This window comes from Bradyrhizobium sp. HKCCYLS3077 (assembly GCF_051167555.1).
Classification (GTDB): Bacteria; Pseudomonadota; Alphaproteobacteria; order Rhizobiales; family Xanthobacteraceae; genus Bradyrhizobium.
Genome location: NZ_JBNPTH010000004.1, coordinates 566591 through 592130, shown reverse-complemented (window position 1 = coordinate 592130; position 25540 = coordinate 566591). Strand labels below are relative to the sequence as shown.

General features: G+C 66.3%; 21 protein-coding genes. 13 read left to right on the top strand and 8 right to left on the bottom strand.

The genetic code is table 11. The annotated features are described in order from the left end of the window. Positions 1–77: 77 nt before the first annotated feature. The gene (locus ACQR0Z_RS18905; RefSeq protein ID WP_434919635.1) at positions 78–1325 is read left to right on the top strand and encodes a LysM peptidoglycan-binding domain-containing protein; all 1248 of its coding nucleotides are present in this window, start codon (positions 78–80) and stop codon (positions 1323–1325) included. Between the two features lie 42 nt (positions 1326–1367). Here the strand turns inward: ACQR0Z_RS18905 and ACQR0Z_RS18900 are convergent, their stop codons facing one another. From ACQR0Z_RS18900 to ACQR0Z_RS18885, 4 genes are all read right to left on the bottom strand, one after another. Beyond that, positions 1368–3644: a TonB-dependent receptor gene (locus ACQR0Z_RS18900; protein ID WP_434919634.1), complete on the bottom strand. Its 2277-nt coding sequence runs from the start codon at positions 3642–3644 to the stop codon at positions 1368–1370. A gap of 175 nt (positions 3645–3819) precedes the next feature. After that, positions 3820–4218 carry a hypothetical protein gene (locus ACQR0Z_RS18895; RefSeq protein WP_434919633.1) on the bottom strand — a complete coding sequence of 133 codons (399 nt, stop codon included), beginning with the start codon at positions 4216–4218 and terminating at the stop codon, positions 3820–3822. Between the two features lie 108 nt (positions 4219–4326). Continuing rightward, positions 4327–5688: a peptidoglycan DD-metalloendopeptidase family protein gene (locus tag ACQR0Z_RS18890; protein WP_434919632.1), complete on the bottom strand. Its 1362-nt coding sequence runs from the start codon at positions 5686–5688 to the stop codon at positions 4327–4329. 105 nt (positions 5689–5793) lie between these two features. Further along, positions 5794–6525, bottom strand: a complete 732-nt coding sequence (locus ACQR0Z_RS18885; RefSeq protein ID WP_434919631.1) for a peroxiredoxin — start codon at positions 6523–6525, stop codon at positions 5794–5796. Between the two features lie 534 nt (positions 6526–7059). On the opposite strand from ACQR0Z_RS18885, the gene ACQR0Z_RS18880 reads away from it, so the two are divergent. Both ACQR0Z_RS18880 and ACQR0Z_RS18875 read left to right on the top strand, forming a co-directional pair. Next, a complete protein-coding gene (locus ACQR0Z_RS18880; protein WP_434919630.1) occupies positions 7060–10785 on the top strand; it encodes a YhdP family protein in 3726 nt (1241 codons plus the stop codon). A 494-nt stretch (positions 10786–11279) separates the two neighbouring features. Beyond that, positions 11280–11762: an SH3 domain-containing protein gene (locus ACQR0Z_RS18875; RefSeq protein WP_434919629.1), complete on the top strand. Its 483-nt coding sequence runs from the start codon at positions 11280–11282 to the stop codon at positions 11760–11762. Between the two features lie 102 nt (positions 11763–11864). Here ACQR0Z_RS18875 and ACQR0Z_RS18870 read toward each other — a convergent pair whose 3' ends face one another. After that, positions 11865–13127: an MFS transporter gene (locus ACQR0Z_RS18870; RefSeq protein WP_434919628.1), complete on the bottom strand. Its 1263-nt coding sequence runs from the start codon at positions 13125–13127 to the stop codon at positions 11865–11867. Between the two features lie 56 nt (positions 13128–13183). Further along, on the bottom strand, positions 13184–14437 hold the full coding sequence (tyrS, locus tag ACQR0Z_RS18865) for a tyrosine--tRNA ligase (RefSeq protein ID WP_434860898.1): 1254 nt from the start codon (positions 14435–14437) through the stop codon (positions 13184–13186). Between the two features lie 197 nt (positions 14438–14634). Between tyrS and ACQR0Z_RS18860 the strand changes: the two genes are divergently transcribed. The 3 genes from ACQR0Z_RS18860 to ACQR0Z_RS18850 all read left to right on the top strand — a co-directional run bounded on the left by ACQR0Z_RS18860 (position 14635) and on the right by ACQR0Z_RS18850 (position 16826). Next, positions 14635–15738, top strand: a complete 1104-nt coding sequence (locus ACQR0Z_RS18860) for an anhydro-N-acetylmuramic acid kinase (protein ID WP_434919627.1) — start codon at positions 14635–14637, stop codon at positions 15736–15738. Positions 15739–15819: 81 nt separating this feature from the next. Continuing rightward, positions 15820–16497 (top strand): glutathione S-transferase family protein, encoded by a 678-nt coding sequence (locus tag ACQR0Z_RS18855; protein ID WP_434919626.1) that lies wholly within the window; start codon positions 15820–15822, stop codon positions 16495–16497. Then, on the top strand, positions 16497–16826 hold the full coding sequence (locus ACQR0Z_RS18850; RefSeq protein ID WP_434860895.1) for a DMT family transporter: 330 nt from the start codon (positions 16497–16499) through the stop codon (positions 16824–16826). The genes ACQR0Z_RS18855 and ACQR0Z_RS18850 overlap by 1 nt, the downstream gene beginning before the upstream one ends. A gap of 43 nt (positions 16827–16869) precedes the next feature. Here the strand turns inward: ACQR0Z_RS18850 and ACQR0Z_RS18845 are convergent, their stop codons facing one another. Beyond that, the gene (locus ACQR0Z_RS18845; protein ID WP_006614822.1) at positions 16870–17517 is read right to left on the bottom strand and encodes an alpha/beta hydrolase; all 648 of its coding nucleotides are present in this window, start codon (positions 17515–17517) and stop codon (positions 16870–16872) included. A 280-nt stretch (positions 17518–17797) separates the two neighbouring features. After that, complete coding sequence (locus ACQR0Z_RS18840; protein ID WP_434919625.1) at positions 17798–18676, bottom strand: LytTR family DNA-binding domain-containing protein; 879 nt, start codon at positions 18674–18676, stop codon at positions 17798–17800. Between the two features lie 133 nt (positions 18677–18809). Here ACQR0Z_RS18840 and ACQR0Z_RS18835 point away from each other — a divergent pair, with 133 nt between their 5' ends. The 7 genes from ACQR0Z_RS18835 to ACQR0Z_RS18805 all read left to right on the top strand — a co-directional run bounded on the left by ACQR0Z_RS18835 (position 18810) and on the right by ACQR0Z_RS18805 (position 25493). Continuing rightward, positions 18810–19973: a cysteine desulfurase family protein gene (locus ACQR0Z_RS18835; RefSeq protein WP_434919624.1), complete on the top strand. Its 1164-nt coding sequence runs from the start codon at positions 18810–18812 to the stop codon at positions 19971–19973. Between the two features lie 83 nt (positions 19974–20056). Further along, positions 20057–21553 (top strand): Fe-S cluster assembly protein SufB, encoded by a 1497-nt coding sequence (gene sufB, locus ACQR0Z_RS18830; RefSeq protein WP_434919623.1) that lies wholly within the window; start codon positions 20057–20059, stop codon positions 21551–21553. Beyond that, the gene (locus ACQR0Z_RS18825) at positions 21553–21783 is read left to right on the top strand and encodes a hypothetical protein (protein WP_434875921.1); all 231 of its coding nucleotides are present in this window, start codon (positions 21553–21555) and stop codon (positions 21781–21783) included. Before sufB ends, ACQR0Z_RS18825 begins: the two co-directional genes overlap by 1 nt. A gap of 3 nt (positions 21784–21786) precedes the next feature. Then, positions 21787–22539, top strand: a complete 753-nt coding sequence (sufC, locus tag ACQR0Z_RS18820; RefSeq protein ID WP_434860891.1) for a Fe-S cluster assembly ATPase SufC — start codon at positions 21787–21789, stop codon at positions 22537–22539. A gap of 19 nt (positions 22540–22558) precedes the next feature. Then, the gene (sufD, locus tag ACQR0Z_RS18815) at positions 22559–23881 is read left to right on the top strand and encodes a Fe-S cluster assembly protein SufD (protein ID WP_434919622.1); all 1323 of its coding nucleotides are present in this window, start codon (positions 22559–22561) and stop codon (positions 23879–23881) included. Further along, a complete protein-coding gene (locus tag ACQR0Z_RS18810; RefSeq protein WP_434919621.1) occupies positions 23878–25125 on the top strand; it encodes a cysteine desulfurase in 1248 nt (415 codons plus the stop codon). The genes sufD and ACQR0Z_RS18810 overlap by 4 nt, the downstream gene beginning before the upstream one ends. Next, on the top strand, positions 25122–25493 hold the full coding sequence (locus ACQR0Z_RS18805) for an SUF system Fe-S cluster assembly protein (protein ID WP_434875924.1): 372 nt from the start codon (positions 25122–25124) through the stop codon (positions 25491–25493). The genes ACQR0Z_RS18810 and ACQR0Z_RS18805 overlap by 4 nt, the downstream gene beginning before the upstream one ends. Positions 25494–25540 lie beyond the last annotated feature (47 nt).

Sequence of the window (25540 nt, the reverse complement as noted above, 5' to 3'; positions counted from 1 at the left end):
GCCGTAATGGTGTTTGTCGAACACGAATGATATGGGCGATTCGCGCGCCATCGACATGATGAGGGACGGACCGACGCATGATCTTGAACGGCAAGCCGATGGTCGGGGTCATCCTCGGCGTGGCGGCGCTTGCGGCCTCCGCCGCAGCTTTCGTGTTCGTGCTCGGTCCGATCTCCAGTCGTGATCCCGCGATCAGGGCGCAGGACACGACAGCCACGCGGGAGCCGGCAAATGCGGTCGCCGGAGCGCTGCGCGACGCCGGGCCCAACCAGACCGCGGCGCAGGGGCTACGCGGCCAGGAGCAGGGGGCAAGTGAGCAGGCTGCAAGCCCGCTCGCCAGGGTGCAGAAGCAGGCCAGCGGCCTGGCCGACGTGCTGGGTTCGCTGGCTCCGCAAGCGGCCGTTCAGACCGATCTGCCGGCCTTCGACGTCGTCAATGTCGATCCCTCCGGGGACGCGGTCGTTGCCGGGCGCGCGGCGCCGGGCACGACGGTCGAGCTGCTGCGCAATGGCGAGGTGCATGACCGGGCCGTCGCCGATCGGGCCGGTCAGTTCGCCATGGTGCCTTCACGGCTTCCGGCTGGCAGCTACGCGCTGACGCTGCGGTCGAAATTGGCCGACGGCCGCGAGGTGATCTCGAAGCAGAGCGTGGCCGTGAATGTCGAGGTGAGCCGGCAGCCGGCGACGGTGGCGCTGTTGGCGCCGGATGAGCCCACCCGCGTGCTGTCCAAACCGAGTGCCGCGATCCCGCAGGCGCTGGCGGTCGACGCGGTCGATCATGAATCGGACGGCGTGCTCCGCATCAATGGTCACGCGCGTCCCGGGGCAACGGTGCGCTTGTATCTCAACGACCGGCTGATCTCCTCGACGGTCGCGGGCGCCGATGGACGTCTCGGCATCACCGTCGGCAAGGGCGTCAGCCGGGCCGGCGACGACCGCGTCAGGCTCGACGAGGTCGATGCCGCCTCGGGCTCCGTCCAGGCGCGCGCCGAAGTGCCGCTGAGCCTGCCCGACGACACGTTGACGACCGCATCGGTGGCTTCGGCCGCGGCTCCGACCACGACCGACACGGCGCGCCCGGCCGCGCAGCCGACGCTGCTCGCGGCCGCGGGTGATCCGGTCGAGGCCATCGCGCCTGCAGCGAAGACCGAGTCAAAGGTCTCGACGGTGACGGTCGCGCGCGGCGACAGCCTGTGGCACATCAGCCGGCGCGTGCTCGGCGGCGGCATGCGCTACGCCGTGATCTACAAGGCGAACCGCGAGCAGATCCGCAGTCCGGATCTGATCTATCCCGGCCAGGTCTTCACGATCCCGGCGAAGCCATAGAGGGTGCGGCCCGCAAGCGTATCGCTGCGGGCCGGCGCCTCCTCAGAAGCTCACGCTCAGCCGTGCATTCAGCGATCGCCCCGGCCCCTTGACGGAATAGCCATAGGCGGGCGACGAGCCCATCATCGACACCGTTTTGTAGTCGACCAGATCGGCGCCGCCGAGCGGCAGCGTGTAGGTCCGGTTGAACAGATTATCGACGCCGAGGTCGACCCGCACGTGCTGCCATTCATAGCCCGTGCGTAGGTTCACCAGCGCGTAGGACGGCGTGGTCAGCTCGTTGCGGACCTGGTTCACGACATCCTTGGCTCCGACGAGCTGCAGCTCGATGGAGTTGGTCCAGCCGCGGAGATGATGGTCGAGCGCCAGCTTCGCGTTGATCGGCATCATGTGATAGAGATCGACGCCGTCGGTGCGGCGGCCCCGGACATAGCCGATCAGGCCGCGGATCTGGCCGTGGCCGTAGCTCAGGTCGTCCCACACCGTCACGCGGCCCTCGACGTTGACGCCGACGAGCGTTGCGTCGTGATTGGCGAACTGCAGGAAGACGAAGCCGGTATTCGTCGTCAGGTTGGCCGGGTTGCTGGCGAGGCAGGTCGCGGTGCCGCAGCGGTCGACGTCGATGTAGTCCTGCACGTAGCTCGCATAGGGCGTGACCTTGATGTCCCAGAGCTTTTGCGCCGGATCGTGCCAGCCCGCGGTGAAGCTGACGGTGTGCGCCTTCTCCGGCTTGAGATCGAGATTGCCGACATAGCCATTGCCGTCGCCGAACCAGCCGATCATCTGCATCGCCATCGCATTGGTCGACCAGGCGTAGCGCTCATAGAGATTGGGTGAGCGCGTCTTGCGGGCGAAGCCGAGCTCGAACTGGCTGAGCGCGTCGGGCTCGTAGCGGACCAATGCCGAGCCGTCGAGATGCACGTCGGTCCGCGCGCGGTCGGCGGCGTTGAAGGCTGTGGCATCGGCGCCGTACATCATCGCGTTGTAGCCCGCGACGTTGCCGGTGTTCATCCACACCACATCGTTGCGCAGGCCGATGATCGACGTCCATTGCCGGTCCCAGCGCCGCTCCCATTCGACGAACGTGCCGACGCGGTTGCGCTGCCCGCCATTGATGTTGATGAAGCTGTTCGGGCCCATCATCATCGACCCGGCCACCGGATTCCACCAATCGTCGAGCCGGTTCATCGCGAGCTCGTTGCCGACGCGCAGCAGGTCGGCGCTCGCCACCGGGATCGTCGCCTTGATCGCGTAGCCGCCGTCGAGGCCCTTGGTGTCCATCGGCATGTCCGAGACCTTGTCCGGCGCGATGAAGCCCATGGTGTGCCGGATCTGGTGCACGAAGGCCGAGGCCTCGAGAGTGCCCCAGTCGAACGCGCCTTCGTAGCGGCCGTTGGCGAACAGGCCGCGGTTGTAGACCATGTCCATGTACTGGTTCACATAGCCCTGGTAGGGGATGAACTGGCCGCCGACCTGGAACGTGAACAGATTTCCGAAGCTCTGCTTGGAGATGCTGATGGCGTGGTTCTGCGTCTCGTACAGCGTCGACTTCACGGTCGAGCCGTCGCCGGCCTTATAGTTGCCGGAGCGGACCCAGCCGCCGGTGTAGGTCACGCTGGTGTCGCGATTGGCGACCGTGGCGGTGGCATCGACGCCATAGCCATTGCCGTTGCTGCGGAAGAAGCTCGACAGCCGCGTGCTCGAGACCCAGCCGTCGGTCGCCGCGAAGGCCGGCGGCGCGGTCGTGACGTCGATGCGACCGCCGATGTAGTCGCCGCCGACCGAGACCGGCCCGATGCCGAGATAGGCGCGCATCTTCGCGACCATCGCCGGATTGACGAAAGACAGCGGCGGATTCATCTCGTTGGGACAGGCCGGCGAGATCAGCATCGAGTTGATCGCGACCTGCAGCCGGTCGGCGCCCATGCCGTTGATCGCGGGCAGGCTGGAGACGCCGCCGGCGCCCCACGCCGCGCCGCCCGGCAGATCCCCGACCAGAGCCGCCGAATCGCTCGCGGACAACGCGCGATCGAAAGCGGTCCGGGCCGGCAGAGTCCTGCTCGCGGCGGCCGGCGCCGTGTCTTGGCGTGCGGCCGGTTCGGCCGGGCGGGCGGCCGGCGCACGGGTCTCGTGCGCCGGATGGTTCGCCGTAGGCCGCGGCTTGGCGGCGCGCGGACGCGCCGGATCGACGGTCACGGTCGGCAGCGACTCCGCGGGGCGGGCGAGGGCGGAGGTGGCGGTCGAGCAGAGGAGTGCGGTTGCTGCGAGCAACGCTGCAGAGGATGTAGGCCGCTGCGGACCCGATATGGCGTTCGACATGAGAAGCTCGAGAGAATGCTGCGCAGACATCTGCGCATGAGGTCAGGAGCTGGGCGCGCGCAGGCGGCGCCCGGCCGGTGATGCCGAGGGGGGGGGCGCGCCACCACGCTGCGGCTCCGTGGACACGGAGGCGGCATGGGACGCATCTGTTATGGGAAGGTGCGGCGAGCGCCGTTCAGGCGGCCTCGGGCGGCGCGCGCGCCCGATGGGCGGCGTCGATCTCGGTGATCGCGACGTGCAGCGTCGCAATCGGTTCAAACGCAATGCCGAGCACCCGCCGCAGCGTGACGGCAGGCGCATCGGGCGGCGGCAGCAGCGCAAAGGCGGGTGTGACGCAGAGCGGACAATGCGCCGCCGAGACGGTGGCGGGCGCCTCCGTCGTGTCGGTGCGGTCCGCCAGCCGCGGATCGCCGTCGATCCGCTCGTGGCAGATCTCACCGAAGGCGAAGGCAAAGCTCGGCGGCAACCAGGCGTTCAGGCTCACGGCAAGCGTGACCTGCAGCGCCAGCACATAGGCCATCGCACAGGCGACGACGCCTGTCAGTTGGCTGCGATGTGATGCGATGCGATGCACGGCCTATTCCCCGCGGCATGATTAGCATAGCTGCGGAGGAGGACCAGTTGCGATCGCGCAACGCCGACGCGCGTCAGTCGCGCGCCGCGCTGGTGTCGAGATGATGGTCTAGCCGGCGCTCAGCCGCACACCGGCGCGCAGGAATTTCTGCGGGTCGACGGCTTCGCCGTCGATGCGGGTTTCGTAGTGCAGGTGGGGACCGGTGGAGCGGCCGGTCGAGCCGACCTCGCCGATGATGTCGCCGATCTTCACCTGCTGGCCGATCTTGACGTTGATCTCCGAGAGATGGCCGTAGCGGGTCGAGAGGCCGTTGCCGTGGTCGACCTCGACCATGCGGCCATAGCCGCCGGCCCAGCCGGCGTTGACGACCTTGCCGTTGGCCGTGACGCGGACCGGATCGCCGGTCGCGGCGCGGAAGTCGAGACCGGTGTGCATGGCGGGGCGGCCGAGGAACGGATCGGTGCGCACGCCGAAGCCCGAGGTGAACTCGACCTCGCCGATCACAGGCTTGCGATAGGGCACCAGCGACAGCGTGCGGTTCATCTTCTCGACCTGCGCGCGGGTGATGCTGATGCGATAGAGCTGGCGCTCGAACGGGCCGGACTCGGCGCCGAGCTTGACCGGCACGAACGGGCCGCCCATGCCGCCCTTCGGCGTCGCCGCTTCGAGCTGGCCCATGTCGAGGCCGAGATCGGTGATCACGCCGCGCATCCGGCGCAGCTTCGATTCCAGCGTTTCCTCGGCCGAGGCCAGCATCGCGATCTGCCGCGCCTCGACCTGGTCGAGCGAGCGGGTCAGCCGCGTCAGCACGTTGTCGACGCCGGCGAGCTTGATGGATGGATTCGGCTGCGGATTGGCGAGCACGGGGCTGCGCGATTCGAGGCGTGCTTCGCGGTCCGGCGGCGCGGTGAAGATGACGGTGTCGCTGATCGGCGAGGGCTTCGGCGTCGCCGGCGCGGCCGACGGCTCGATCGCCGGCGCACGCGCCGGCGGGCGGATCGAGCCGGTGATGTCGGGCATGCTGCCGAGCGCGGTGGCGCGTCCTTCGAGCGCGGTCTGGCGCTTCAGGATCTGGTCGAGCTTCTGGTCGAACTGCTCCTGGTCGAGCAGTTGCCGGCTGGTGGCGCGGTCGACCTTGGCGCGCAGCTCGGCGATGCGGTCCTCATAGGCATATTGCATCTCGGCCTGGCGGGCGATCAGCCGCGTCAGCACGTCGTCGCGAAACGCGAAATAGGTCGCGGTCGCCGCCGACCAGATGCCGAGCAGGCTGACGGTGCCGACCACGATCCAGAACACGACCGGTCCGATGCGCACCTGCTTGCCGGCATGCACCAGCGTGTAGTCGCTCTGCGACGCCGCCAGTGCCGGGGCAGGGTGAGTGACCGGCGTCCGCCGCTGCTGCACAGCGCGTCCGCGATCATGAGGATGGTGCTGGGGATATTCGGCGTACTGGCCGGAACGATGCGACATCGACACTCCCGCGCCGGCCGGAGATCGTCGGTCCAGCGGCGTCATTTACGGGAGCGATTTGACCCCTGCATGGTTAATTTTTCCCCAACACCCAATCCCGCAGTCCTACAGCTGCTTGGCCGCCGCCAGCACCGCATCCGCATGGCCATCGACCTTGACGTTGCGCCACACCTTGGCGACGCGGCCGTCCGCGCCGATCAGCACCGTGCTCCGGATGATGCCGAGAAACTTGCGGCCATAGAGCGATTTCTCGCCCCAGGCGCCGTAGGCCTCCAGCATCTCATGGGTCTCGTCGGAGATCAGGGGAACGGCGAGGTCGTGCTTGTCGCGGAAATTGTCCTGCGCCTTGACCGAATCGGCCGAGACTCCGAGCACCGCGGTGCCGGCCGCGGCGTACTCCTTCGACAGGCGGGTGAAGTCGATCGCCTCCTTGGTGCAGCCGGGCGTGTTGGCCTTGGGATAGAAGAACAGCACGAGCTTCTTGCCGGCGTAGTCGGCGAGCGAGGCGGTACCGCCGCCGTCGCGCGGCAGCTTGAAGGCGGGCGCCTTGGCGCCTTCGGCGAGCCCGGACGTGGTCGCCGCGGCAGCGGCGGGCTTCGCCGTCGGGGCCTTAAGTGTCTTGGCCGCCTTGGGGGCCGCCGATTTTGCAGCGACAGGCTTGGCGCTCGTCTTGGCGCTGGCCTTGCTCTTCGGCGCCTTCGCCGAGGCACTCTTCTTGGCCGCTGCCGGCTTGGCGGTCTTGGTTACGGCCTTCTTGGCGGCGGTGGCGAGCCGGTTCCTGCCGGCTTTCCCGTATGACGCCGGATTGGAGGATTTCTTTTGTGATTCCTTTGACATACGCCTTCCTTTCGTCGCTTTCGGCGGCTCAAAACTGAAACTGTCCCGGTTCTTGTCCGGTGTCCCGGGATCGCTCTGGCATTCGTGCTTTGCCGCGCGCAGAGGAGAGCCTCTTGCGACGAGGGGAACATCACGGCTACGAGCACGGACCAGCGCAATTGAGCACAAGTGCAATGACGATTCTCGTACTGTCTCCGGATCAGACGTCGCCGTCACAAATTTCGCGGGATGGTCGCGGCGCGGGCCGCTGGCGCGGGCGGGTGGGCAAACCCGACAGCGGCGGAGTATAGTGAAAGGGATTTGCGGCCGTCGGTCGTCGTGACGAGACAGGCGGCCGGGTCGACAGCGTGCGTGGTTGACAGCGTGCGTGGTTGACAGCCCCCGTCGAAGCGTGACGGGATCATTGGGGATCGGGCAACGCCGGCCAGTCGGCCTGCGCGCCCGTTGAACGCGCGGGGCCACACCGGCGACCAACCTGGCCAAGGCCGGATTGGCACGAATGTTTCGGACACGAGGGGCCGGCACCGAGAGGCAATGGCAAGACAGACATCACCCCACCGGCCCCATCTGCAAGCGGACACCCAGGGCCAACAGTGGGATGACGCGGACTGGGACGTGGCTGACCAGTACGAAGACGCGCCCCATGAGCACGATGAGGCGTATGATCCGGCGGCGGGACAGCGTACCCGCCGGCTGCTGTCGCATGCCGATTCGCACGACGGAACGAGCCGCGGCAGTGGCCTGCGGTCGCGCGCGCCGGGTGGACGTCTGATCAAGCGCGTCGTCCTGACGCTCACCGTTCTGATTCTGGTTCTGTCGGTCGGGTTCGCGGGCCTGTGGTGGCGGCTCGGTGCCGGACCCATCAATCTCGATCTGGCGACGCCGTGGCTTGCGGCGGCGATCGAGGACAATATCGGACACGGCAACACGGTCGAAGTCGGCGGCACCCAGATCGAGCGCGCCGGCCGGATCCGGATCGCGGTGCGCATCCGCGACATCATCGTGCGTGATCAGGATCACGCCATCGTCGCAAGCGCGCCCAAGGCCGAGGTGCGGCTGTCCGGCGCGGCGCTGCTGATGGGTCAGCTGCGGGCCGAGAGCCTCAAGCTGGTCGATGCCGAGCTTGCGATTCGCATCACTCCGGACGGCACCGTCACCGTCTCGACCGGCGAGACCAACAAGCCCCTGGCGACCGGTGTCGCCTCCAAGCGTGACGCCGGCCTGCCGCCGACCTTCCCGCGGCCGGGGCAGCCCATCACCGTGCCGAATGCTGCGGCTCCGCCCAGCAGCGCGCCTGTTGCGCAGTCGGCAGGGACATCCCCGGCAGGGACGCCGCCGGCGCCCCCCGCGCAGAACGGCCTGCTGGCGGGCCTCGACTGGCTCGACAGCCTGAGCCTGACCGGGCTCGACGGCCAGAACCTCAACGAGATCGGTCTGAAAAACGGCGTGCTGATCGTTGACGATCAGCAGCGCGGCAACAAATGGACCTTCGAGAACATCAGCCTCAGCCTGCGCCGGCCCTCCGCCGGCGGCGTCGCGCTCAGCCTCGGCGAGGAGGGCGTCAAGCCCTGGCAGCTGCGCGTGCTGGTGGGACCGCAGACGAACGGCGTGCGGTCGATCGACATCAAGGCCGACAAGGTGTCGACCAGCAACATCCTGCTGGCGATGCGGCTCAAGGATCTCACCTACATGGCGGACCTGCCGATGACGGGTGAGATCAAGGGCGAGCTCGCGCGCGACGGGCTGCCGACCTATCTGCGCGGCAAGATCAACATCGGCGCCGGCAAGATCATCGATACCGACACGCCCGATTACCCGATGGCGATCGACTCCGCCGAGATCAGCATGGACTGGGACGCCGGCCGCCGCGTGCTGGTGGCGCCTTTCAGGGTGATCTCAGGCGCCAACCGCATCACCTTGAACGCCAATCTCGAACCGCCGAATGACGCGGTGAACGACTGGCGGCTCGGGCTGAACAGCGGCACCATCGTGCTCGGCGCGATCGCCGACGACGCGCCGCTGATCTTCAACCGCATCTCGATCAACTTCCGCTTCGACACCGAGGGCAAGCGCGTGCTGCTGACCCAGGCCGAGGTGTCCAACGGCGAGATCGGCGTCGCCGGCACCGGCAGCGTCGACTATGCCGGCGAGCCGCGGCTGAAGCTCGGATTCGCAGCCACGCCGATGCCGGCGCTGGCGATGAAGCGCATCTGGCCGGCGCTGATCGTACCGGAGGTGCGAGCCTGGATGATCGAGCGCATCGAGCGCGGCAACGTGCAGCGGATCGACATCGCGGTGAATTCGCCGACCCGCAACCTGCCGCGCAAGGGCCCGCCGATTCCCGACGACGGTCTCGACGTCAACGTCGTCGCGACCAATGTGACGGTGCGTCCGGTCGACGGCCTGCCCGCGGTGCGCGATGCCGACATGAAGGCGCACGTCACGGGGCGCACTGCGACGGTGACCGTCGGGCAGGGCGTTGCGGATACGCCCGCGGGTCGCAAGCTGAACTTCTCCGACCTCGTGTTCGAAGTGCCGGACATGGCGCCCAAGCCGTCGCCGTCGCGCGTGCGCATGCGTGTCGATGGTCCGGTCGCAGCCGCGGCCGAAATCCTGTCCTCGGACCGGCTCAACGATCTCTCGTCCTTTCCGATCGATCCCAACCAGACCAAGGGTGAATTCAAGGCGAGCATCAATCTGGCGATGCCGGTCAAGGGCGAGTTGACCAAGGCCGACACCAACTACACGGTCACTGCCGATCTCAGCGGATTTTCCGCTGACAAGCTGGTGATGAACCAGAAGCTCGAGGCCAACACGCTCAAGATCGTCGCCAACACGCAGGGCTACCAGGTCAAGGGCGACGTCAAGATCAACGGCCAGCCGGCGTCGCTCGACTATCGCAAGCCGAACGAGGGCGATGCCGACATCAAGATGCAGGCGATCCTCGACGATGCCAGCCGGGCGCGTCTCGGCGTGGATCTGGGCACCGCGATCTCCGGCAACGTGCCGCTCAAGCTGAACGGCAAGATCGCCGGCTCGCCCGATCGCGACAGCCGGCTCGGCGTCGAGGCCGATCTGACCCAGCTCAAGCTCGACAACCTCCTGCCGGGCTGGGTCAAGAACCCCGGCAAATCGAGCAAGGCGACGTTCAACGTGGTCGCCAAGCCGCAATCGACCCGCTTCGAGGATATCAACATCGAAGGCGGCGGCGTCTCGATCAAGGGCTCGCTCGAGATCGACCAGAACGGCGACCTGATGAACGCCAACTTCCCGACCTACTCGCCGTCGGAAGGCGACAAGACGCAGCTCAAGGCCGAGCGCGGCCAGGACGGCGTGCTGAAGCTGTCGATGCGCGGCGACGTGTTCGACGGCCGCGGCTTCCTGAAGTCGGCGATCTCCGGCAGCAACAAGGACGCCGACAAGAACAAGGCGCGCTCCAATCTCGACTTCGATGCCGAGGTCAAGCTCGGCGCCGTCGCCGGCTACAATGGCGAGGCGCTGCGCAGCGTCGACGTCAAGCTGTCGCGACGCGGCGGCGCGTTCAAGAGCTTCAACCTGAGCGGCAAGGTCGGCCGCGACACGCCCGTCACCGCCGACATCCGAGTCGGCCGCGAGGCGCCGAGCTCCGATCCGCGCGCGCGACGGCAGGGCCGCGAGGTGATCTATCTCGTCACCAACGACGCCGGCGCGCTGCTGCGTTTCGCCGACACCTATTCGAAGATGGCCGGCGGCGAGCTGGAGCTCGCAATGGAGCCGCCGACGGCGGATTCCAGCCCCAAGGAAGGTCTCGCGATCGTCCGCAACTTCACGGTGCGTGGCGAGCAGGCGCTCGATCGCGCCGCCTCGGGCGCCACGCAGCCGGCGTCGCAGGGCATTGCGTTCACGATGCTGCGTGCGGAGTTCACGCGGCAGAACGGCCTGCTCTCGATCCGCGACGGCGTGGTCAAGGGGCCGACGCTCGGCCTCACGATCGAAGGCAGCATCGACTACAACGTCAACCAGGTCCGCGCCTCCGGCACGATCGTGCCGCTGTACGGGCTGAACAACATGTTCAACCAGATTCCGATCGTCGGCCTGTTCCTCGGCGGCAGCAATGAGGGCCTGTTCGGCGTCACCTATGAGGTCGTCGGCACGCCGAGCCAGCCGGTGGTGCGCATCAATCCGATCTCGGCCATGCTGCCGGGCGTGACGCGTAAGATCATGGATTTCAACACCGGCAAGCAGCAATACCCGCCGGGCGAGCTGCCGCCGAACAACTGAGGCGGAATGCCGCGTCGGCATTCCGCAGCACTGTCAGCAGCAACGAAGCTCGTTCAAACCCGATATCGTCTAAGCGCGTCGGCGCTTCGGCAGGTTCTTCGAAGACGCGGGTGCGTGATCGTGCGGACCAAGGTGCGCTGTTGGCCCGATCCCGAGATGCATTTGCTCACGACGCGGCCCATGCGGCACCTGCCGTCATGGTGTGCCGAGTCGATCGCGCACTTGCCTCCATCGTGGCGACCGCTGTCGCATCCTGGGGCACGCAGAGCGCGTAAGACCGCAGGCGGCGCGGCAAGTCCACATGTCAGTCTGCCGTAACGATCAGACAGTTAATGGCCCACATCTCATCGGACGTGATCCGGTGAAATATCCAAGAGGGTCGCGCTGACCCGATCGGATGCCGCGTGATCGAACCGGCGGCATCCTGGATGAAGCCTGCGTCATCCGTTCACCCGAGCGAAGCATCGGACGGATGATCTACATGGAGTCCTCATATGAAGAACACACAGCTTCTCCCTGTCGCCGCAGTCTTGCTCGTCGTCGGCCTGAGCGAACAGGCGACGGCCGCGAGCTTCGAGGGCTATGCGGGTGTCAATCTCAACGTCCGCGCTGGACCGAATGTGCGCTTCCCCGCGGTCGGCGTCCTCGGCGCCGGCTCGTCGCTGACCATTCACGGCTGCCTGCGCGGCTACACCTGGTGTGACGTCAGTGCGTCCGGACTTCGCGGCTGGGCGTCGGGGGCCCTCATTCAGTTCAGCTACGAGACAAGGCGCGTCTATGTTCCGGCCTATGCGCCGCGCGTCGAACTGCCGATCGTGACCTTTCACATCGACACGTATTGGCGTGACAATTACCACGAACTGCCGCTGTACGGCGATCTGCCGCGATGGGTCGATTACCATTGGGAAGAGGATGCGCGGCCGCCTGGGTGGCGAGATAATTGGGAGGACGACTACGAGGGTCATGAGTACGAGTAGCAATACGAGTAGCGTGGCGGATCCACTCGTGCTCGACACCGGTCCACTCGGCGCCTCCAGGCGTCGAGCGTGCTGTTTCGCCGGCACGGGCAGCCGGCAGCGCTACGATCGAAGCGCGGGAACGACAAGGAATGGGATCATGCCGATGACGACGCTGACCAGCGCCAGCACGATGACCGCGTCATAGCCGTGCGTGAGGTCGTGGATCACGCCGCCGCTCCATGAGCCCAGCGCCGAGCCGAGACCGCTGCCGATCGTGATGGTGCCGTAGATTGTGCCGAGCCGCCTGCCGCGGAAGATCTTCATCGCGGTGGCCGACAACAGCGGGCCGCGCGAGCCGATCATGCTGCCGAAGCAGACGACGAATCCGGTGAGCAGGACAATGTTGGGCCAGAATTGAAGCGCCCATAGCATCAGGATGCCCGCGATAGAGACCGCATAGGAGAACAGCACCGATGGCCTGCGCCCGATGAGTCCATCGAGCGCGGAGACGCCGAGCATGCCGAACAGCAGCACGACGCCGGAGAAACCCCAGGCGGTCGCGGCCTGCAGCGGTGCAAAGCCGGCATCGATCAAATAGGCAACGACCTGCGGGGCAATCGCATACATGCCGATCGCGGTGAAGAAGAAGGTCGCAAACAGCGCCCAGAAGGCGTGGTGGCGCAGCGCGCGGGACAACGTCCAGACGTCTTCGGCGAACTCGTCGGCGATCGGCTTGGTGATATGAGGCGCGCCGGCGGCAAACAGCCGCCAGGGCAGCAGCGCCAGCGGCACCAGCAGGATGAAGGTCGCGGCGCCGAACGATTGGTAGGCGCTGCGCCAGCCGATGGCATCGATCAACAGCTGCGAGCCCGGCAGCAGCAGCAGCACGCCCGCGCCGGTCGCCGAATAGATCACGGCCATGGCCGTCGAAAGCTTCGTTCCGAACCAGCGCCCAAGCAGGATCGAGTTCGGCACGTTGCCGATCAGCGCGATGCCGATGCCGACGCACAGGCCGATGCTGAGCTGGAACTGCCACAGCGCCTGCGCCTGCGCGGCCGCGGTGAAGGCCGAGCCCAGCAGCAGAAGTCCGAGGGCGTAGACCGCGCGTGGTCCGGAATGATCGAACAGCCGGCCAATGAGCGGCGCGGCGAGGCCGCCGGCCAAAGCGGTCATCGAATAGATCGAGACCACCTCGGCGCGATCCCAGCCAAAGCTTTCGGAGATCGGTTTGAGGAAGACGGTGAAGCTCTCGCCGAGGCCTCGGCCGAGCACCGACAATGCGAAGCACAGGCCCAGCACCACGAACGCCGTCCGCCCCGCCCTGGTCGGCGGGATCGGCGTCTCCTCGACTTGCGCAGGCTCTGGCGGCGCGCTGATCGTCATGGCCGCCAGGGAGCGCCTTCAGGCGCGCCCTGACAAGCCGGCAAAAGCGAATGCCCCTATGCAGGCTTGACCAGCACGTGCCGCTTCTTGCCCAGCGAGAGCTTGATCACGCCCTCGCTGGTCAGCTCCTTGGCGGTCAGCGCCATCTTCTCGTCGGTCACGGCGACGTCGTTGACGCGCAGCCCGCCGCCCTTGATCTGGCGCCGTGCCTCGCCATTCGAGGCGACGAGGCCGGCCTTGACGAAGGCGTTGAGCACGCCGAGGCCGGCGTCGAGCTCGGCCTTGGCAACCTCCACGGTCGGCAGGTTCTCGGCGATGGCGCCTTCCTCGAAGGTGCGTCGCGCGGTCTCGGCTGCCGTGCGCGCGGCTTCTTCGCCGTGCAGCAGAGTCGTTGCGGCATCGGCCAGCGCCTTCTTGGCCTCGTTGATCTCAGCGCCTTGCAGCGCGCCGAGCTTCTCGATCTCCGACAGCGGCAAGGTCGTGAACAGCTTGAGGAACTTGACGACGTCGGCGTCCTCGGTGTTGCGCCAGTACTGCCAGAAATCATACGGGCTGCACTGGTCGGCATTGAGCCAGATCGCGCCCTGCGCGGTCTTGCCCATCTTGGCGCCGGAGGCGGTCGTGAGCAGCGGCGTCGTCAGCGCGAACAGCTGCTCGGTGCCCATGCGGCGGCCGAGTTCGACGCCGTTGACGATGTTGCCCCACTGGTCGGAGCCGCCCATCTGCAGCCGGCAGCCGGTGCGGCGCGCCAGCTCGACGAAGTCGTAGGCCTGGCAGACCATGTAGTTGAACTCGATGAAGCTCATCTCCTGCTCGCGCTCGAGGCGCAGCCGCACGGAGTCCATGGTGAGCATGCGGTTGACCGAGAAGTGCCGGCCGATGTCGCGCAGCATCTCGATCCAGTTCAGCTTCGTCAGCCACTCGGCATTGTCGAGCATGATGGCGTCGGTGGCGCCGTTACCATAGCGCAGCACTTTTGCAAACACGCCGCGGATCGAGGCCTTGTTGCCCTCGATCTCCTCGACGGTGCGCATCGCGCGGGTCTCGTCCTTGCCGGAGGGATCTCCGACCATGGTGGTGCCGCCGCCCATCAGTGTGATCGGCTTGTTGCCGGTCTGCTGCAGCCAGTACAGCATCATCATGGTCAGGAAGTTGCCGATGTGCAGCGAGCGCGCGGTGCAGTCATAGCCGACATAGGCGGTCGCCTGGCCCTTGGCGGCGAGCGCATCGAGGCCCTCGAAATCCGAGCACTGATGAATGAACCCGCGGCTCTGCAGCACGTTCAGGAAATCAGACTTGAAGCCAGTCATGGTTGGGCTGCTCTGAGCTTTTGTTTACGGTATTGGCCTGATGGTCGCGGCCGGGTACGGGAGGGCGGCTGCCGCCGGTCCGGGCGTTGTGGCATTATAAGATGCGCCCGGCTTGTACAAGGTCATGTCCAGACGCCGGCGGGACCTCAAATCAGCCGCACTTTCAGGCGAGGCCAGGATTTTCGGGTTCGACTGCAATGATTCTGACCGCACTTGGCCTCATGAGTGGCACCTCGCTGGACGGGGTCGACGTGGCCTTGATCGAAACCGACGGGCGGCTCGTCAAGACGCTCGGTCCCTCCGGGTATCGGCCCTACAGTCCCGCCGAGCGCAGCCTGCTGCGGGAGGCGCTCGCCGATGCCGTGCAGATCGAGCGGCGCGAGGCGCGGCCGGGGCGGGTTCGCGACGCCGAGCAGGCCGTCACGGTGGCGCATGCCGAGGCGATCGCGGCGTTCCTCGCCCAGCACCGGCTGATGCCGGAGGATATCGACATCATCGGCTTCCACGGCCAGACCGTGCTGCATCGCCCCGAGCGCCGCCTGACGGTGCAGATCGGCGATGCCGGCGCGCTCGCCAAATCCGTCCATATCCCCGTGATGCACGATTTTCGCGCCGCCGACGTCGATTTCGGCGGGCAGGGCGCGCCCTTCGTGCCGGTCTATCACCGCGCGCTGGCGCAATCGCTGTCGCGGCAAGGGCCGATCGCCGTGGTGAACATCGGTGGCGTCTCCAACATCACCTATATCGACGGCGACGACGTCCTGATCGCCTGCGACACCGGGCCGGGCAATGCGCTGCTCGACGATTTCATGCACCGCACGACCGGGCAGGCGTTCGACCAGGACGGCCGCCTGGCGGAGCAGGGCGCGCCGAACGAGGCGTGGATCGCCGATGCGCTGGCGCGGCCGTTCTTCGCGCTGCCGCCGCCGAAGTCGCTCGACCGCAATGATTTTGCCGCGCTGAAGCTGGACGCCGCGAGCCCGGCGGATGGCGCGGCCACGCTGACGGCGTTCACCGCGGCCGCCATTGCCCGGATCGTGCCTTTGCTGCCGAAGCCGCCGGCGAGCTGGATCGTCTGCGGCGGCGGAGCCCGCAACCACACCATGATGCGGATGCTCAGGGAGCGCGTGGCGCCGGCGAGCGTCGAATCGGCGGACGCGCTCGGCTGGTCGGCCGACGCCATCGAGGCCCAGGCGTTCGGCTTCCTGGCCGTGCGCGGCATGAAGGGGCTGCCGCTGAGCTATCCGGCCACGACGGGGGTGCCGTTTCCGATGACCGGCGGGGTGATCGCGCGGCCCTGATCCATGCAGATGCATCGTCCTTGACAGGTTCATGCAAGTGCATCTAGTTTGATGCATCTGCATCAAACTGCCGAGGATGTCATGTCGCCCTCCCTGAAGCTGATCAGCCACAGGCTTTGCCCCTATGTGCAGCGCGCCGTCATCGCGCTTACCGAGAAGGGCATCGCTTTCGAGCGGATCGATATCGATCTCGCCAACAAGCCCGACTGGTTCTTGAAGCTCTCGCCGCTCGGCAAGGTGCCGGTGCTGGTGGTGCCCACGCCGCAGGGCGAGGTGGCGCTGTTCGAGAGCAACGTGATCTGCGAGTACATCGAGGAGACGCAAGGTGGCGCGAAGCTGCATCCGCAGGACGCGCTGGCGCGGGCGCAGCATCGCGCCTGGATGGAGTTCGGCTCGGCGATCCTCGGCGACCTCTGGGGCCTGGAGACGACGCAGGACGCTCAGGTGTTCGCGGCCAAGCGCGAGGCGCTGACGGCGAAGTTCGCGCGCGTCGAGGACGCCTTGGGCGAGGGGCCGTATTTCGCCGGCGCGCCGTTCAGCCTCGTCGACGCGGTGTTCGCGCCGGTCTTCCGCTATTTCGATGTGTTCGATGCCTATGGTGATCTCGGCATCTTCGCCGCCACGCCGAAGGTTAGCGCATGGCGCGCTCAACTCGCGCTGCGGCCGAGCGTGACGACGGCGGTCAGCGCCGACTATCCGCAGCTGCTCCGTGCCTTCCTCACGCGGCACGATGCTTATTTGTTGAAGCAGGCGGCGTGATGTCCCAGCCGCTCGCCTGGCTTGCGCTGATCATCGCTGGCGTGCTCGATGTCGGCTGGGCGATCTCGATGAAATATGCGGAAGGTTATACGCGGCCCGGCTGGAGCGTCGTGTCGCTGCTGCTGCTTGCCGCTTTCGTGTTCCTGCTCGGGCGCGCGCTGCAGGTACTGGAGGTCGGGATCGCCTACGCGGTCTGGACCGGCATCGGCGCCGCCGGCACGGTGCTCATGGGCGTGCTGCTGTTCGGCGAGGCGCTGAACCTGACAAAGCTTGTCGGCGTTGTGCTGGTGCTGGCCGGCATTGGAGCGTTGAAGCTCGCATCGACGTAAGAGCCGCGGGCAGCGATATTCGCGCCCGCGGATCAGGCCGGCGTCACCTCACATTGGCGAGGCGCATGTCCAGATAGGCCGTGATGGTCTCCATCAGCGGCTCGAGCTTGCCGTCGAAGAAGTGGTTGGCGCCGGGAATGACCTGCTGGTCGATCACGATGCCCTTCTGCGTCTTCAGCTTCTCGACCAGCGTGTTGACGTCCTTCGGCGGCACCACGGCATCCTTCTCACCGTGCACGATCAGGCCCGAGGACGGGCAGGGCGCCAGGAACGAGAAGTCGTAGAGGTTGGCAGGCGGGGCTATCGAGATGAAGCCCTCGACCTCGGGGCGGCGCATCAGCAGCTGCATGCCGATCCAGGCGCCGAACGAGAAGCCGGCGACCCAGCAGGCGCGCGCCTCGGGGTTGATGGTCTGCGCCCAGTCGAGCGCCGACGCCGCGTCCGACAGCTCGCCCGTGCCGTGGTCGAACGATCCCTGGCTGCGGCCGACGCCGCGGAAATTGAAGCGCAGCACCGAGAAGCCGCGATGCGCGAAGGCGTAGTAGCACTGGTACACGATCTGATGGTTCATCGTGCCATGGAACTGCGGATGCGGATGCAGGATCATCGCGATCGGCGCGTTCTTTTGCTTCGCCGGATGGTAACGGCCTTCGAGGCGGCCGGCCGGACCGTTGAAGATGACTTCAGGCATCAGAGAATCCTTGGCAGAGCATCGACCGACTTCGTCCGTGCTTCATCTGGCGCCTCGCCGAAGACATCAGCAGGGGACAAGCTGCAGGAAAAGTGGTGATCGAGCACCATCCGTTCGCTTGGACGGAGCGGGGCTGGCGTGACTGGAAGTTGGCCTTCTAGCATGGAGCGCGGGGCAAAAAGCAAGGATTTTCAACGCCTGGCAACGCCCACAGCACTGCACCGAGCAGGCCGCGGGGCCGACCCGGACACCGCGGCGGTTGCTTCGCATCTTCCTGCAGTCAATTGAAAACCTTGGAATTTTCCTCGTCGGCGGGAGCGCCCGCGCGTGGCGGTGTCGGGTGTGGAACGGCGCTGCGGAAGCGGCGGCTGCCCTGCACCTTGTGGCCGCTGTCGAATGTCAGGGTGAAATCGCCCGTCGGCAGCGATGACAACGCGGTCACGCGGGCCATGTTGACCAGCCGGCTGCGATGAATGCGGACGAGATTGAAGCGGGCCAACTCGGTCTCGGTGGCCGCGAGCGTGCCGCGGATTAGATGCTGGCGGCCGTCGGCCATGGTGTATTCGACATAATTTCCGGCGGAGGCGACCCACAGGATGTCGGACGGCGCGATCCGGATCCGGCTCGTGCCGTCACGCAGCCATAGAGCGGCGGGGACAGGGGGGTCAGTCGCGCTGGAGGACACTTCTTGTTTGGCTGCGTGAAAGCCGTCCCAGAGCCACAGCGTGGTGCCGATGAGCAGCGCGGTCATGGTGTCCTTGCGAAACTCGTACAGGACGGTCGGCCAGGAGAGATCGAAATCATAGCTGCCACCCTGTGACCACATCACGAGCTTGCGTAGCGCCACCATGCCCAGCATGTGCAGCGCCGAGAACGCAATCAGCGTCATCGCCGGGATCACGACGCGATGCAGGGCGCCGGATGATGATCGGATCGATCGGACCGTCGCGACCAGCAGCGGGGTGAGCAGAATGATGACCAGAATGCTGGTCATCTCCCACACCAGCGGCTTTGCGAGATCGTAGGTCGCACCGCGCCGGGCAGCGTCATGGGCCGACGAGAAGGCATTGATGATGCCGACCCCGGCCGCCAGCGCGGCGGTCGTCGCATAGAAGGTCCGGTCGTTCGGACGCAGGATCAGACCGGTCAGCTTGCTCATGGGACCGCACTCACCATCTCAATCTCGCATGCGACGATACCACCGTGCCGCCCTGGCGGCAGCAGGGCAGATCACAATCGGCCGGCGTTGATGCGTGGTGGTCGATCGCGAACCGAGTTGATATGAGCGGGACATGGCCGACAGGGTCTATTGCGACTGGAATGCGACGACGCCGCTGCGCCCCGAGGCGCGGGCGGCGATGCTTGCGGCCATGAATCTCGTCGGCAATCCGTCCTCGGTGCACGCCGAAGGCCGCAAGGCGCGCCGGCTGATGGAAGATGCCCGCGAGGTGATCGCGCGCGGGCTCGGCACCACCGCGCGGCGCGTCGTGTTCACTTCGGGCGGAACCGAGGCCAATGTGCTGGCGCTCAGCCCGGGGCTGAAGGCGCCCGGCGGTGCGGTCGAACGTCTCTTGGTCTCGGCGGTCGAGCATGCCTCGGTGCTGGCGGGCGGGCGGTTCCCGGCGGACCTCGTGCAGACTATTCCGGTGGGGCCGTCCGGCGTGGTGGATCTCGATCGTCTCGAAGCCCTGCTGGCGAGCGGCCCGCCGGCGCTGGTCTCCGTGATGGCCGCCAACAACGAGACCGGCGTGCTTCAACCGATCTCAGAAGTCGCTGAGCTCGTGCGCCAGGCGGGCGGCCTGCTGCACGTCGACGCGGTCCAGGCGTTTGGAAAAATCCCGCTTGATATCAAGTGGATGGGTGCTGGCCTTGTGACCGTTTCTGCGCACAAGATCGGCGGCCCGAAAGGCGTCGGCGCACTGGTGCTCGGCACAGGCCTCGACGACCTCGTTCCGCTGCTGCGTGGCGGCGGGCAGGAGCGCGGCCGCCGGGCCGGAACCGAGAACCTGACCGGGATCGCCGGCTTCGGGGCCGCCGCCGGCGCGGCCCTGGCGGCGCTGGAGGTGGATCTGCCTCGGGTCACGGCCCTGCGCGAGCGGCTGGAGGCGGGCTTGTGCCAGACGCGCGGCTTGACGGTGTTTTCGTCCGCGGCGGCCCGGCTGCCCAATACCACGCTGTTCACCGCGCCCGGGATGAAAGCCGAGACGGCGGTGATCGGCTTCGATCTCGCAGGTATTGCAATATCTTCCGGCTCGGCCTGCTCCTCCGGCAAGGTCCAGCCGTCCCATGTCCTGGAAGCGATGGGCGCGGGTTCCGCCGCCGCCCAGGGAGCGGTGCGCCTCAGTCTGGGCTGGTCCACCACGGAGGCGGAGGTCGATCGGGTCGTCGAGGCTTGGCGAAAGCTGTCATTGACCCTACTTAAAGGTGGCAACGAAACCGTGCTTGAGCGATTCTAAGGGCGTGATTTCGTCCGCGAAACGTCGTAAGACGGTTCCAGAGATGTCCACCGCGGTCCTTGAAACCGCGAGCGGAGGATGGAATGCCAGCCGTACAAGAGACGGTCGACCGCGTCAGGCGGATCGACGTTGACCAATATCGCTATGGATTCGAGACAGTCATCGAATCCGAGAAGGCCCCCAAGGGCCTGTCCGAAGACACGATCCGCTTCATCTCGGGCAAGAAGAACGAGCCCGCCTGGATGCTCGAATGGCGCCTGGAGGCCTATCGCCGCTGGCTGACCATGCAGGAGCCGACCTGGGCGCGCGTCGACTACCCGAAGATCGACTTCCAGGATCTGTATTACTACTCCGCGCCGAAGCCGAAGAAGCAGCTCTCCTCGATCGACGAGATCGATCCGGAGATCCTGAAGACCTATGAAAAGCTCGGCATCCCCCTGCGCGAGGTCGCAATCCTCGAAGGCGTGGAGCCGAAGCCCGGCGCCGGCACTCCGGAGACGCGCAAGATCGCGGTCGACGCCGTGTTCGATTCGGTGTCGGTGGCGACGACGTTCAAGGAGGAGCTGAAGAAGGCCGGCGTGATCTTCATGCCGATCTCGGAAGCGATCCGCGAGCATCCCGAGCTGGTGCAGAAATATCTCGGCAGCGTCGTGCCGACCTCGGACAATTTCTACGCCACCTTGAACTCGGCGGTGTTCTCCGACGGCTCGTTCGTCTACGTGCCGCCGGGCGTGCGCTGCCCGATGGAGCTGTCGACCTATTTCCGCATCAACGAGCGCAACACCGGCCAGTTCGAGCGCACGCTGATCATCGCCGACAAGGGCGCTTACGTCTCCTACTTGGAAGGCTGCACGGCGCCACAGCGCGACGAGAACCAGCTGCATGCTGCTGTCGTCGAGCTCGTCGCGATGGACGACGCCGAGATCAAGTACTCGACGGTGCAGAACTGGTATCCGGGCAATTCGGAGGGCAAGGGCGGCATCTACAATTTCGTCACCAAGCGTGGCGACTGCCGTGGCGCCAATTCCAAGATCTCCTGGACTCAGGTCGAGACCGGTTCGGCGATCACCTGGAAATATCCGAGCTGCATCCTGCGCGGCGACAATTCGCGCGGCGAGTTCTACTCGATCGCGATCTCGAACGGCTTCCAGCAGGTCGATAGCGGCACCAAGATGATCCATCTCGGCAAGAACACGTCGAGCCGCATCATCTCCAAGGGTATCGCGGCGGGTCGTTCGCAGAACACCTATCGCGGTCTGGTGACGGCGCATCGGAAAGCGACCGGCGCGCGCAACTTCACCGCCTGCGACTCGCTCTTGATCGGCGACAGATGCGGCGCGCACACCGTGCCCTACATCGAGGCGAAGAACTCTTCGGCGACCTTCGAGCATGAGGCGACGACGTCCAAGATCTCCGAGGACGTGCTGTTCTACTGCATCCAGCGCGGTCTTTCGCAAGAAGAGGCGGTCGGGCTCGTCGTCAACGGCTTCGTCAAGGACGTGCTGCAGCAGCTGCCGATGGAGTTCGCCGTCGAGGCGCAGAAGCTGATCTCGATCTCCTTGGAGGGGAGCGTGGGCTGATGGTCGAACCCGACAATCTTGTTCTCGAACATCTCCGGGCGATCCGCTCGGACATGAGCAAGATGGCGGATTGGATGCAGACCCTCAGCGTCGAAATGACGGCGATCCGCCAGCACCTCTCAGGTGTCGTGACCATCCAGGATCACGACCACCAGGATATCGCAGCAATCAAAGTTCGGCTCGATCGCATCGAAAAGCGTCTGGAGCTGATTGACCAGGATCAGGACTGACCCATGGCACTACTCGAAATCAAGAACCTGCAGGTCCGCGTCGAGGAGCGCGAGATTCTCCACGGGCTGACGCTTTCGATCGACGCCGGCAAGGTGCACGCGATCATGGGGCCGAACGGCTCCGGCAAGTCGACGCTGTCCCACGTCATCGCCGGCAAGCCGGGCTATGAGGTGACCGGCGGCGAGATCCTGTTCAAGGGCGAGGATCTGCTTGCCATGGATCCGGACGAGCGCGCCGCCAAGGGCGTGTTCCTGGCGTTCCAATATCCGGTCGAGATCCCCGGCGTCGCCACCATGACCTTCCTGCGCACCGCGCTCAACGCGCAGCGCAAGGCGCGGGGCGAGGAGGAGTATTCGACCCCGGACTTCCTGAAGAAGGTGCGCGAGATCTCCAAACAGCTCAGCATCCCGCAGGACATGCTGAAGCGCGGCGTCAATGTTGGCTTCTCCGGCGGCGAGAAGAAGCGCAACGAGGTGCTGCAGATGGCGCTGTTCCAGCCGTCGCTGTGCATCCTCGACGAGATGGATTCCGGCCTCGACATCGATGCGCTGCGCATTGCCGCAGATGGCGTCAACGCGCTGCGCTCGCCCGAGCGCTCGATGATCGTGATCACCCACTATCAGCGGCTGCTGAACTACATCGTGCCCGACGTCGTTCACGTGATGTCGAAGGGCCGCGTCGTGAAGAGCGGCGGCAAGGAGCTCGCGCTCGAGCTGGAGGCGTCCGGTTACGCCCAGTTCGAAGATGCGGCCTGAGCCCGTGAATGGATCTGTGATGAACGTAGCTCTGGTCAAGAACGACAGCGGTCCGGCGGCGAGCAGCCTGTTTGCTGCCGCCCAGGGCCGGCTGCCCGGCGCCGGCAAGGTGGCGGATGTCAGGCGCGAGGCTTTTGCCGCCTTCGAGCGCACAGGCCTGCCGCACCGGCGCATCGAGGAATGGAAGTACACGGACTTGCGCGCGCTTGTGCGCGAGGTGCTGCCCTTGGCCGGCGCGCCGGATGCGGCGGCGTTGGCGCGGGTGACGGCTGCGATCGCCTCTGTTGCGATCGAAGGGGCGGCGAAGCTGGTGCTGGTCGACGGCGTCGTTGCCGCCGAACTGTCGGATCTCTCCGCGCTGCCGGCGGGCCTCAGCGTGCGGACGCTGCGCGCGGTGCTGGACGACGCCTCGAACGAGGCCCGCGGCGACCTGCTGCTCACCAAGGCCAGCGACCCCATGCTGTCGCTGAACGCGGCGCTCGCGACCGACGGCGTCGTGGTGACGGTGGCCGATGGGACGCAGCCGTCCGCGCCGTTGCACCTGATCCACGTCGCCACCGCGTCGAAGGCCGCACGCTACAGCCGCTCGCATGTGAAGGTCGGGCAGGGCGCGCGCGCGACACTTGTCGAGACGTCGATCGCCGCTGATGGCGTTGCCACCTATCAGGCCAACGACGCCGCTGTCATCTGGGTCGGCGACGGCGCTCAGCTGTCGCATATCCGTCTGATGCGCGATGCCGCCGACGCGGTGAACGTATCGTCCGAGCTGTTCACGGTTGGCGCCAAGTCCAAGCTCAGCCTGTTCAACATGACCAGCGGCGGCGCGGTCAGCCGGCTGCAGGCGTTCTTCACGCTCGCGGGCGAGTCCAGCGAGCTGATCGTCAACGGCGTCAACCTGCTGCGCGACAAGCAGCATGGCGACATGACGCTGGTGGTCGACCACGCCGTGCCGGGGTGCACCAGCCGAGAGAACTTCCGCGCGGTGCTCGACGATCGCGCCCATTCGGTGTTTCAGGGCCGCATCATCGTCCGTCCCGACGCGCAGCAGACCGACGGCAAGATGATGACGCGGGCGCTGCTGCTGTCCGACGAGGCCGAGGCCGACGCGAAGCCGGAGCTCGAGATCTTCGCCGACGACGTCTCCTGCGGCCATGGCGCGACCGCCGGCGCGCTCGACGACAGCCTGCTGTTCTACCTGCGCGCCCGCGGCCTGCCCGAGAAGCAGGCCCAGGCGCTGCTGATCCAGGCCTTCGTCGGTGAGGCCATCGAGGCGATCGAGGACGATAGCCTGCGCGAGCGCGTGATTGCGACTGCGCAGGACTGGCTGGAGGCCCGCGCATGAGCACGCATCCCGCCGTTTCCAACGGGTCCTACGACGTCGCGCGCATCCGCGAGGATTTCCCGGCGCTGGCGCTGCAGGTCTACGGCAAGCCGCTCGTCTATCTCGACAACGCCGCCTCGGCGCAGAAGCCGCGCGCGGTGCTCGACCGCATGACGCAGGCCTACACCAGCGAATACGCCAACGTGCATCGCGGCCTGCATTATCTCGCCAACGCCGCGACGGAAGCCTATGAGGGCGGCCGCGAACGGGTGACACGCTTCCTCAATGCAAGGCGCAGCGAGGAGATCATCTTCACCCGCAATGCGACCGAGGCGATCAACCTCGTTGCGGCGTCCTGGGGCGGCGCGAACATCGGCGAGGGCGATGAGATCGTGCTCTCGATCATGGAGCACCATTCCAACATCGTGCCGTGGCACTTCTTGCGCGAGCGCCAGGGCGCCGTGATCAAGTGGGCCCCGGTCGACGACGACGGCAACTTCCTGATCGACGAGTTCGAGAAGCTGCTGACGCCGAAGACGAAGATCGTTGCGATCACGCAGATGTCGAACATGCTTGGTACGCTCGTCCCGGTGAAGGAGGTCGTGCGGCTGGCGCATGCGCGCGGCATCCCGGTGCTGATCGACGGCAGCCAGGCGGCGGTGCATCTCGCCATCGACGTCCAGGACATCGACTGCGACTTCTACGTCTTCACTGGCCACAAGCTGTACGGGCCGACCGGCATCGGCGTGCTCTACGGCAAATACGACACGCTTGCCGCGATGCGCCCCTTCAACGGCGGCGGCGAGATGATCCGCGAGGTCTCCCGCGATGTCGTCACCTATGGTGATCCGCCGCATCGCTTCGAGGCGGGCACGCCGATGATCGTCGAGGCCGTCGGCCTGGGCGCTGCGATCGACTACGTCAATTCGGTCGGCAAGGAGCGTATCGCCGCGCACGAGCACGACCTGCTCACTTACGCTCAGGAGCGGCTGCGCGAGATCAACTCGGTCAGATTGATCGGCACTGCCAAGGGCAAGGGGCCGGTGATCTCGTTCGAGATGAAGGGCGCGCATGCGCATGATGTCGCGACCGTGATCGACCGGCAGGGCGTCGCGGTGCGCGCGGGCACGCATTGCGTGATGCCGCTTTTGGAGAGATTCAACGTCACGGCGACCTGCCGGGCCTCGTTTGGCATGTACAATACGAGGGAAGAGATCGATCAGCTGGCACAGGCATTGATCAAGGCGCGGGATTTGTTTGCATGACCGACACGGCCGAAGTCAAAACTCAAACTGTCGAAACGCAGTCGGCGCTGCCGCCGGAGGAAACCGAACGGTTGTCCACCGAGATCATCGCGGCGTTGAAGACGGTGTTCGATCCGGAGATCCCGGCCGACATCTACGAGCTCGGCCTGATCTACAAGGTCGACATCAAGGACGACCGCAGCGTCGACGTGGTGATGACGCTGACGACGCCGAACTGCCCGGCCGCCGGCGAACTGCCGACGATGGTCGAGAACGCCATCGCCAGCGTCCCAGGGGTCGGCGTGGTGAACGTCAACATCGTCTGGGAGCCGCAATGGACCCCGGACCGGATGAGCGATGAGGCACGCCTCGTCCTCAACATGTGGTGAGGCACGAAGTTTGAATGACGGGCGGCATTGATCGACCGCCGGGATTG

What these genes read in the sequence shown, in the direction of transcription:
- ACQR0Z_RS18840 (WP_434919625.1), bottom strand. Translation starts at nt 18,676, where the DNA reads ATGAGCAAGCTGACCGGTCTGATCCTGCGTCCGAACGACCGGACCTTC.
- ACQR0Z_RS18875 (WP_434919629.1), top strand. Translation starts at nt 11,280, where the DNA reads ATGAAGAACACACAGCTTCTCCCTGTCGCCGCAGTCTTGCTCGTCGTC.
- ACQR0Z_RS18810 (WP_434919621.1), top strand. Translation starts at nt 23,878, where the DNA reads ATGAGCACGCATCCCGCCGTTTCCAACGGGTCCTACGACGTCGCGCGC.
- ACQR0Z_RS18860 (WP_434919627.1), top strand. Translation starts at nt 14,635, where the DNA reads ATGATTCTGACCGCACTTGGCCTCATGAGTGGCACCTCGCTGGACGGG.
- ACQR0Z_RS18870 (WP_434919628.1), bottom strand. Translation starts at nt 13,127, where the DNA reads ATGACGATCAGCGCGCCGCCAGAGCCTGCGCAAGTCGAGGAGACGCCG.
- ACQR0Z_RS18880 (WP_434919630.1), top strand. Translation starts at nt 7,060, where the DNA reads ATGGCAAGACAGACATCACCCCACCGGCCCCATCTGCAAGCGGACACC.
- ACQR0Z_RS18825 (WP_434875921.1), top strand. Translation starts at nt 21,553, where the DNA reads ATGGTCGAACCCGACAATCTTGTTCTCGAACATCTCCGGGCGATCCGC.
- ACQR0Z_RS18805 (WP_434875924.1), top strand. Translation starts at nt 25,122, where the DNA reads ATGACCGACACGGCCGAAGTCAAAACTCAAACTGTCGAAACGCAGTCG.
- ACQR0Z_RS18905 (WP_434919635.1), top strand. Translation starts at nt 78, where the DNA reads ATGATCTTGAACGGCAAGCCGATGGTCGGGGTCATCCTCGGCGTGGCG.
- ACQR0Z_RS18850 (WP_434860895.1), top strand. Translation starts at nt 16,497, where the DNA reads ATGTCCCAGCCGCTCGCCTGGCTTGCGCTGATCATCGCTGGCGTGCTC.
- ACQR0Z_RS18890 (WP_434919632.1), bottom strand. Translation starts at nt 5,688, where the DNA reads ATGTCGCATCGTTCCGGCCAGTACGCCGAATATCCCCAGCACCATCCT.
- ACQR0Z_RS18845 (WP_006614822.1), bottom strand. Translation starts at nt 17,517, where the DNA reads ATGCCTGAAGTCATCTTCAACGGTCCGGCCGGCCGCCTCGAAGGCCGT.
- ACQR0Z_RS18885 (WP_434919631.1), bottom strand. Translation starts at nt 6,525, where the DNA reads ATGTCAAAGGAATCACAAAAGAAATCCTCCAATCCGGCGTCATACGGG.
- sufC (WP_434860891.1), top strand. Translation starts at nt 21,787, where the DNA reads ATGGCACTACTCGAAATCAAGAACCTGCAGGTCCGCGTCGAGGAGCGC.
- tyrS (WP_434860898.1), bottom strand. Translation starts at nt 14,437, where the DNA reads ATGACTGGCTTCAAGTCTGATTTCCTGAACGTGCTGCAGAGCCGCGGG.
- ACQR0Z_RS18835 (WP_434919624.1), top strand. Translation starts at nt 18,810, where the DNA reads ATGGCCGACAGGGTCTATTGCGACTGGAATGCGACGACGCCGCTGCGC.
- sufB (WP_434919623.1), top strand. Translation starts at nt 20,057, where the DNA reads ATGCCAGCCGTACAAGAGACGGTCGACCGCGTCAGGCGGATCGACGTT.
- sufD (WP_434919622.1), top strand. Translation starts at nt 22,559, where the DNA reads ATGAACGTAGCTCTGGTCAAGAACGACAGCGGTCCGGCGGCGAGCAGC.
- ACQR0Z_RS18900 (WP_434919634.1), bottom strand. Translation starts at nt 3,644, where the DNA reads ATGTCGAACGCCATATCGGGTCCGCAGCGGCCTACATCCTCTGCAGCG.
- ACQR0Z_RS18855 (WP_434919626.1), top strand. Translation starts at nt 15,820, where the DNA reads ATGTCGCCCTCCCTGAAGCTGATCAGCCACAGGCTTTGCCCCTATGTG.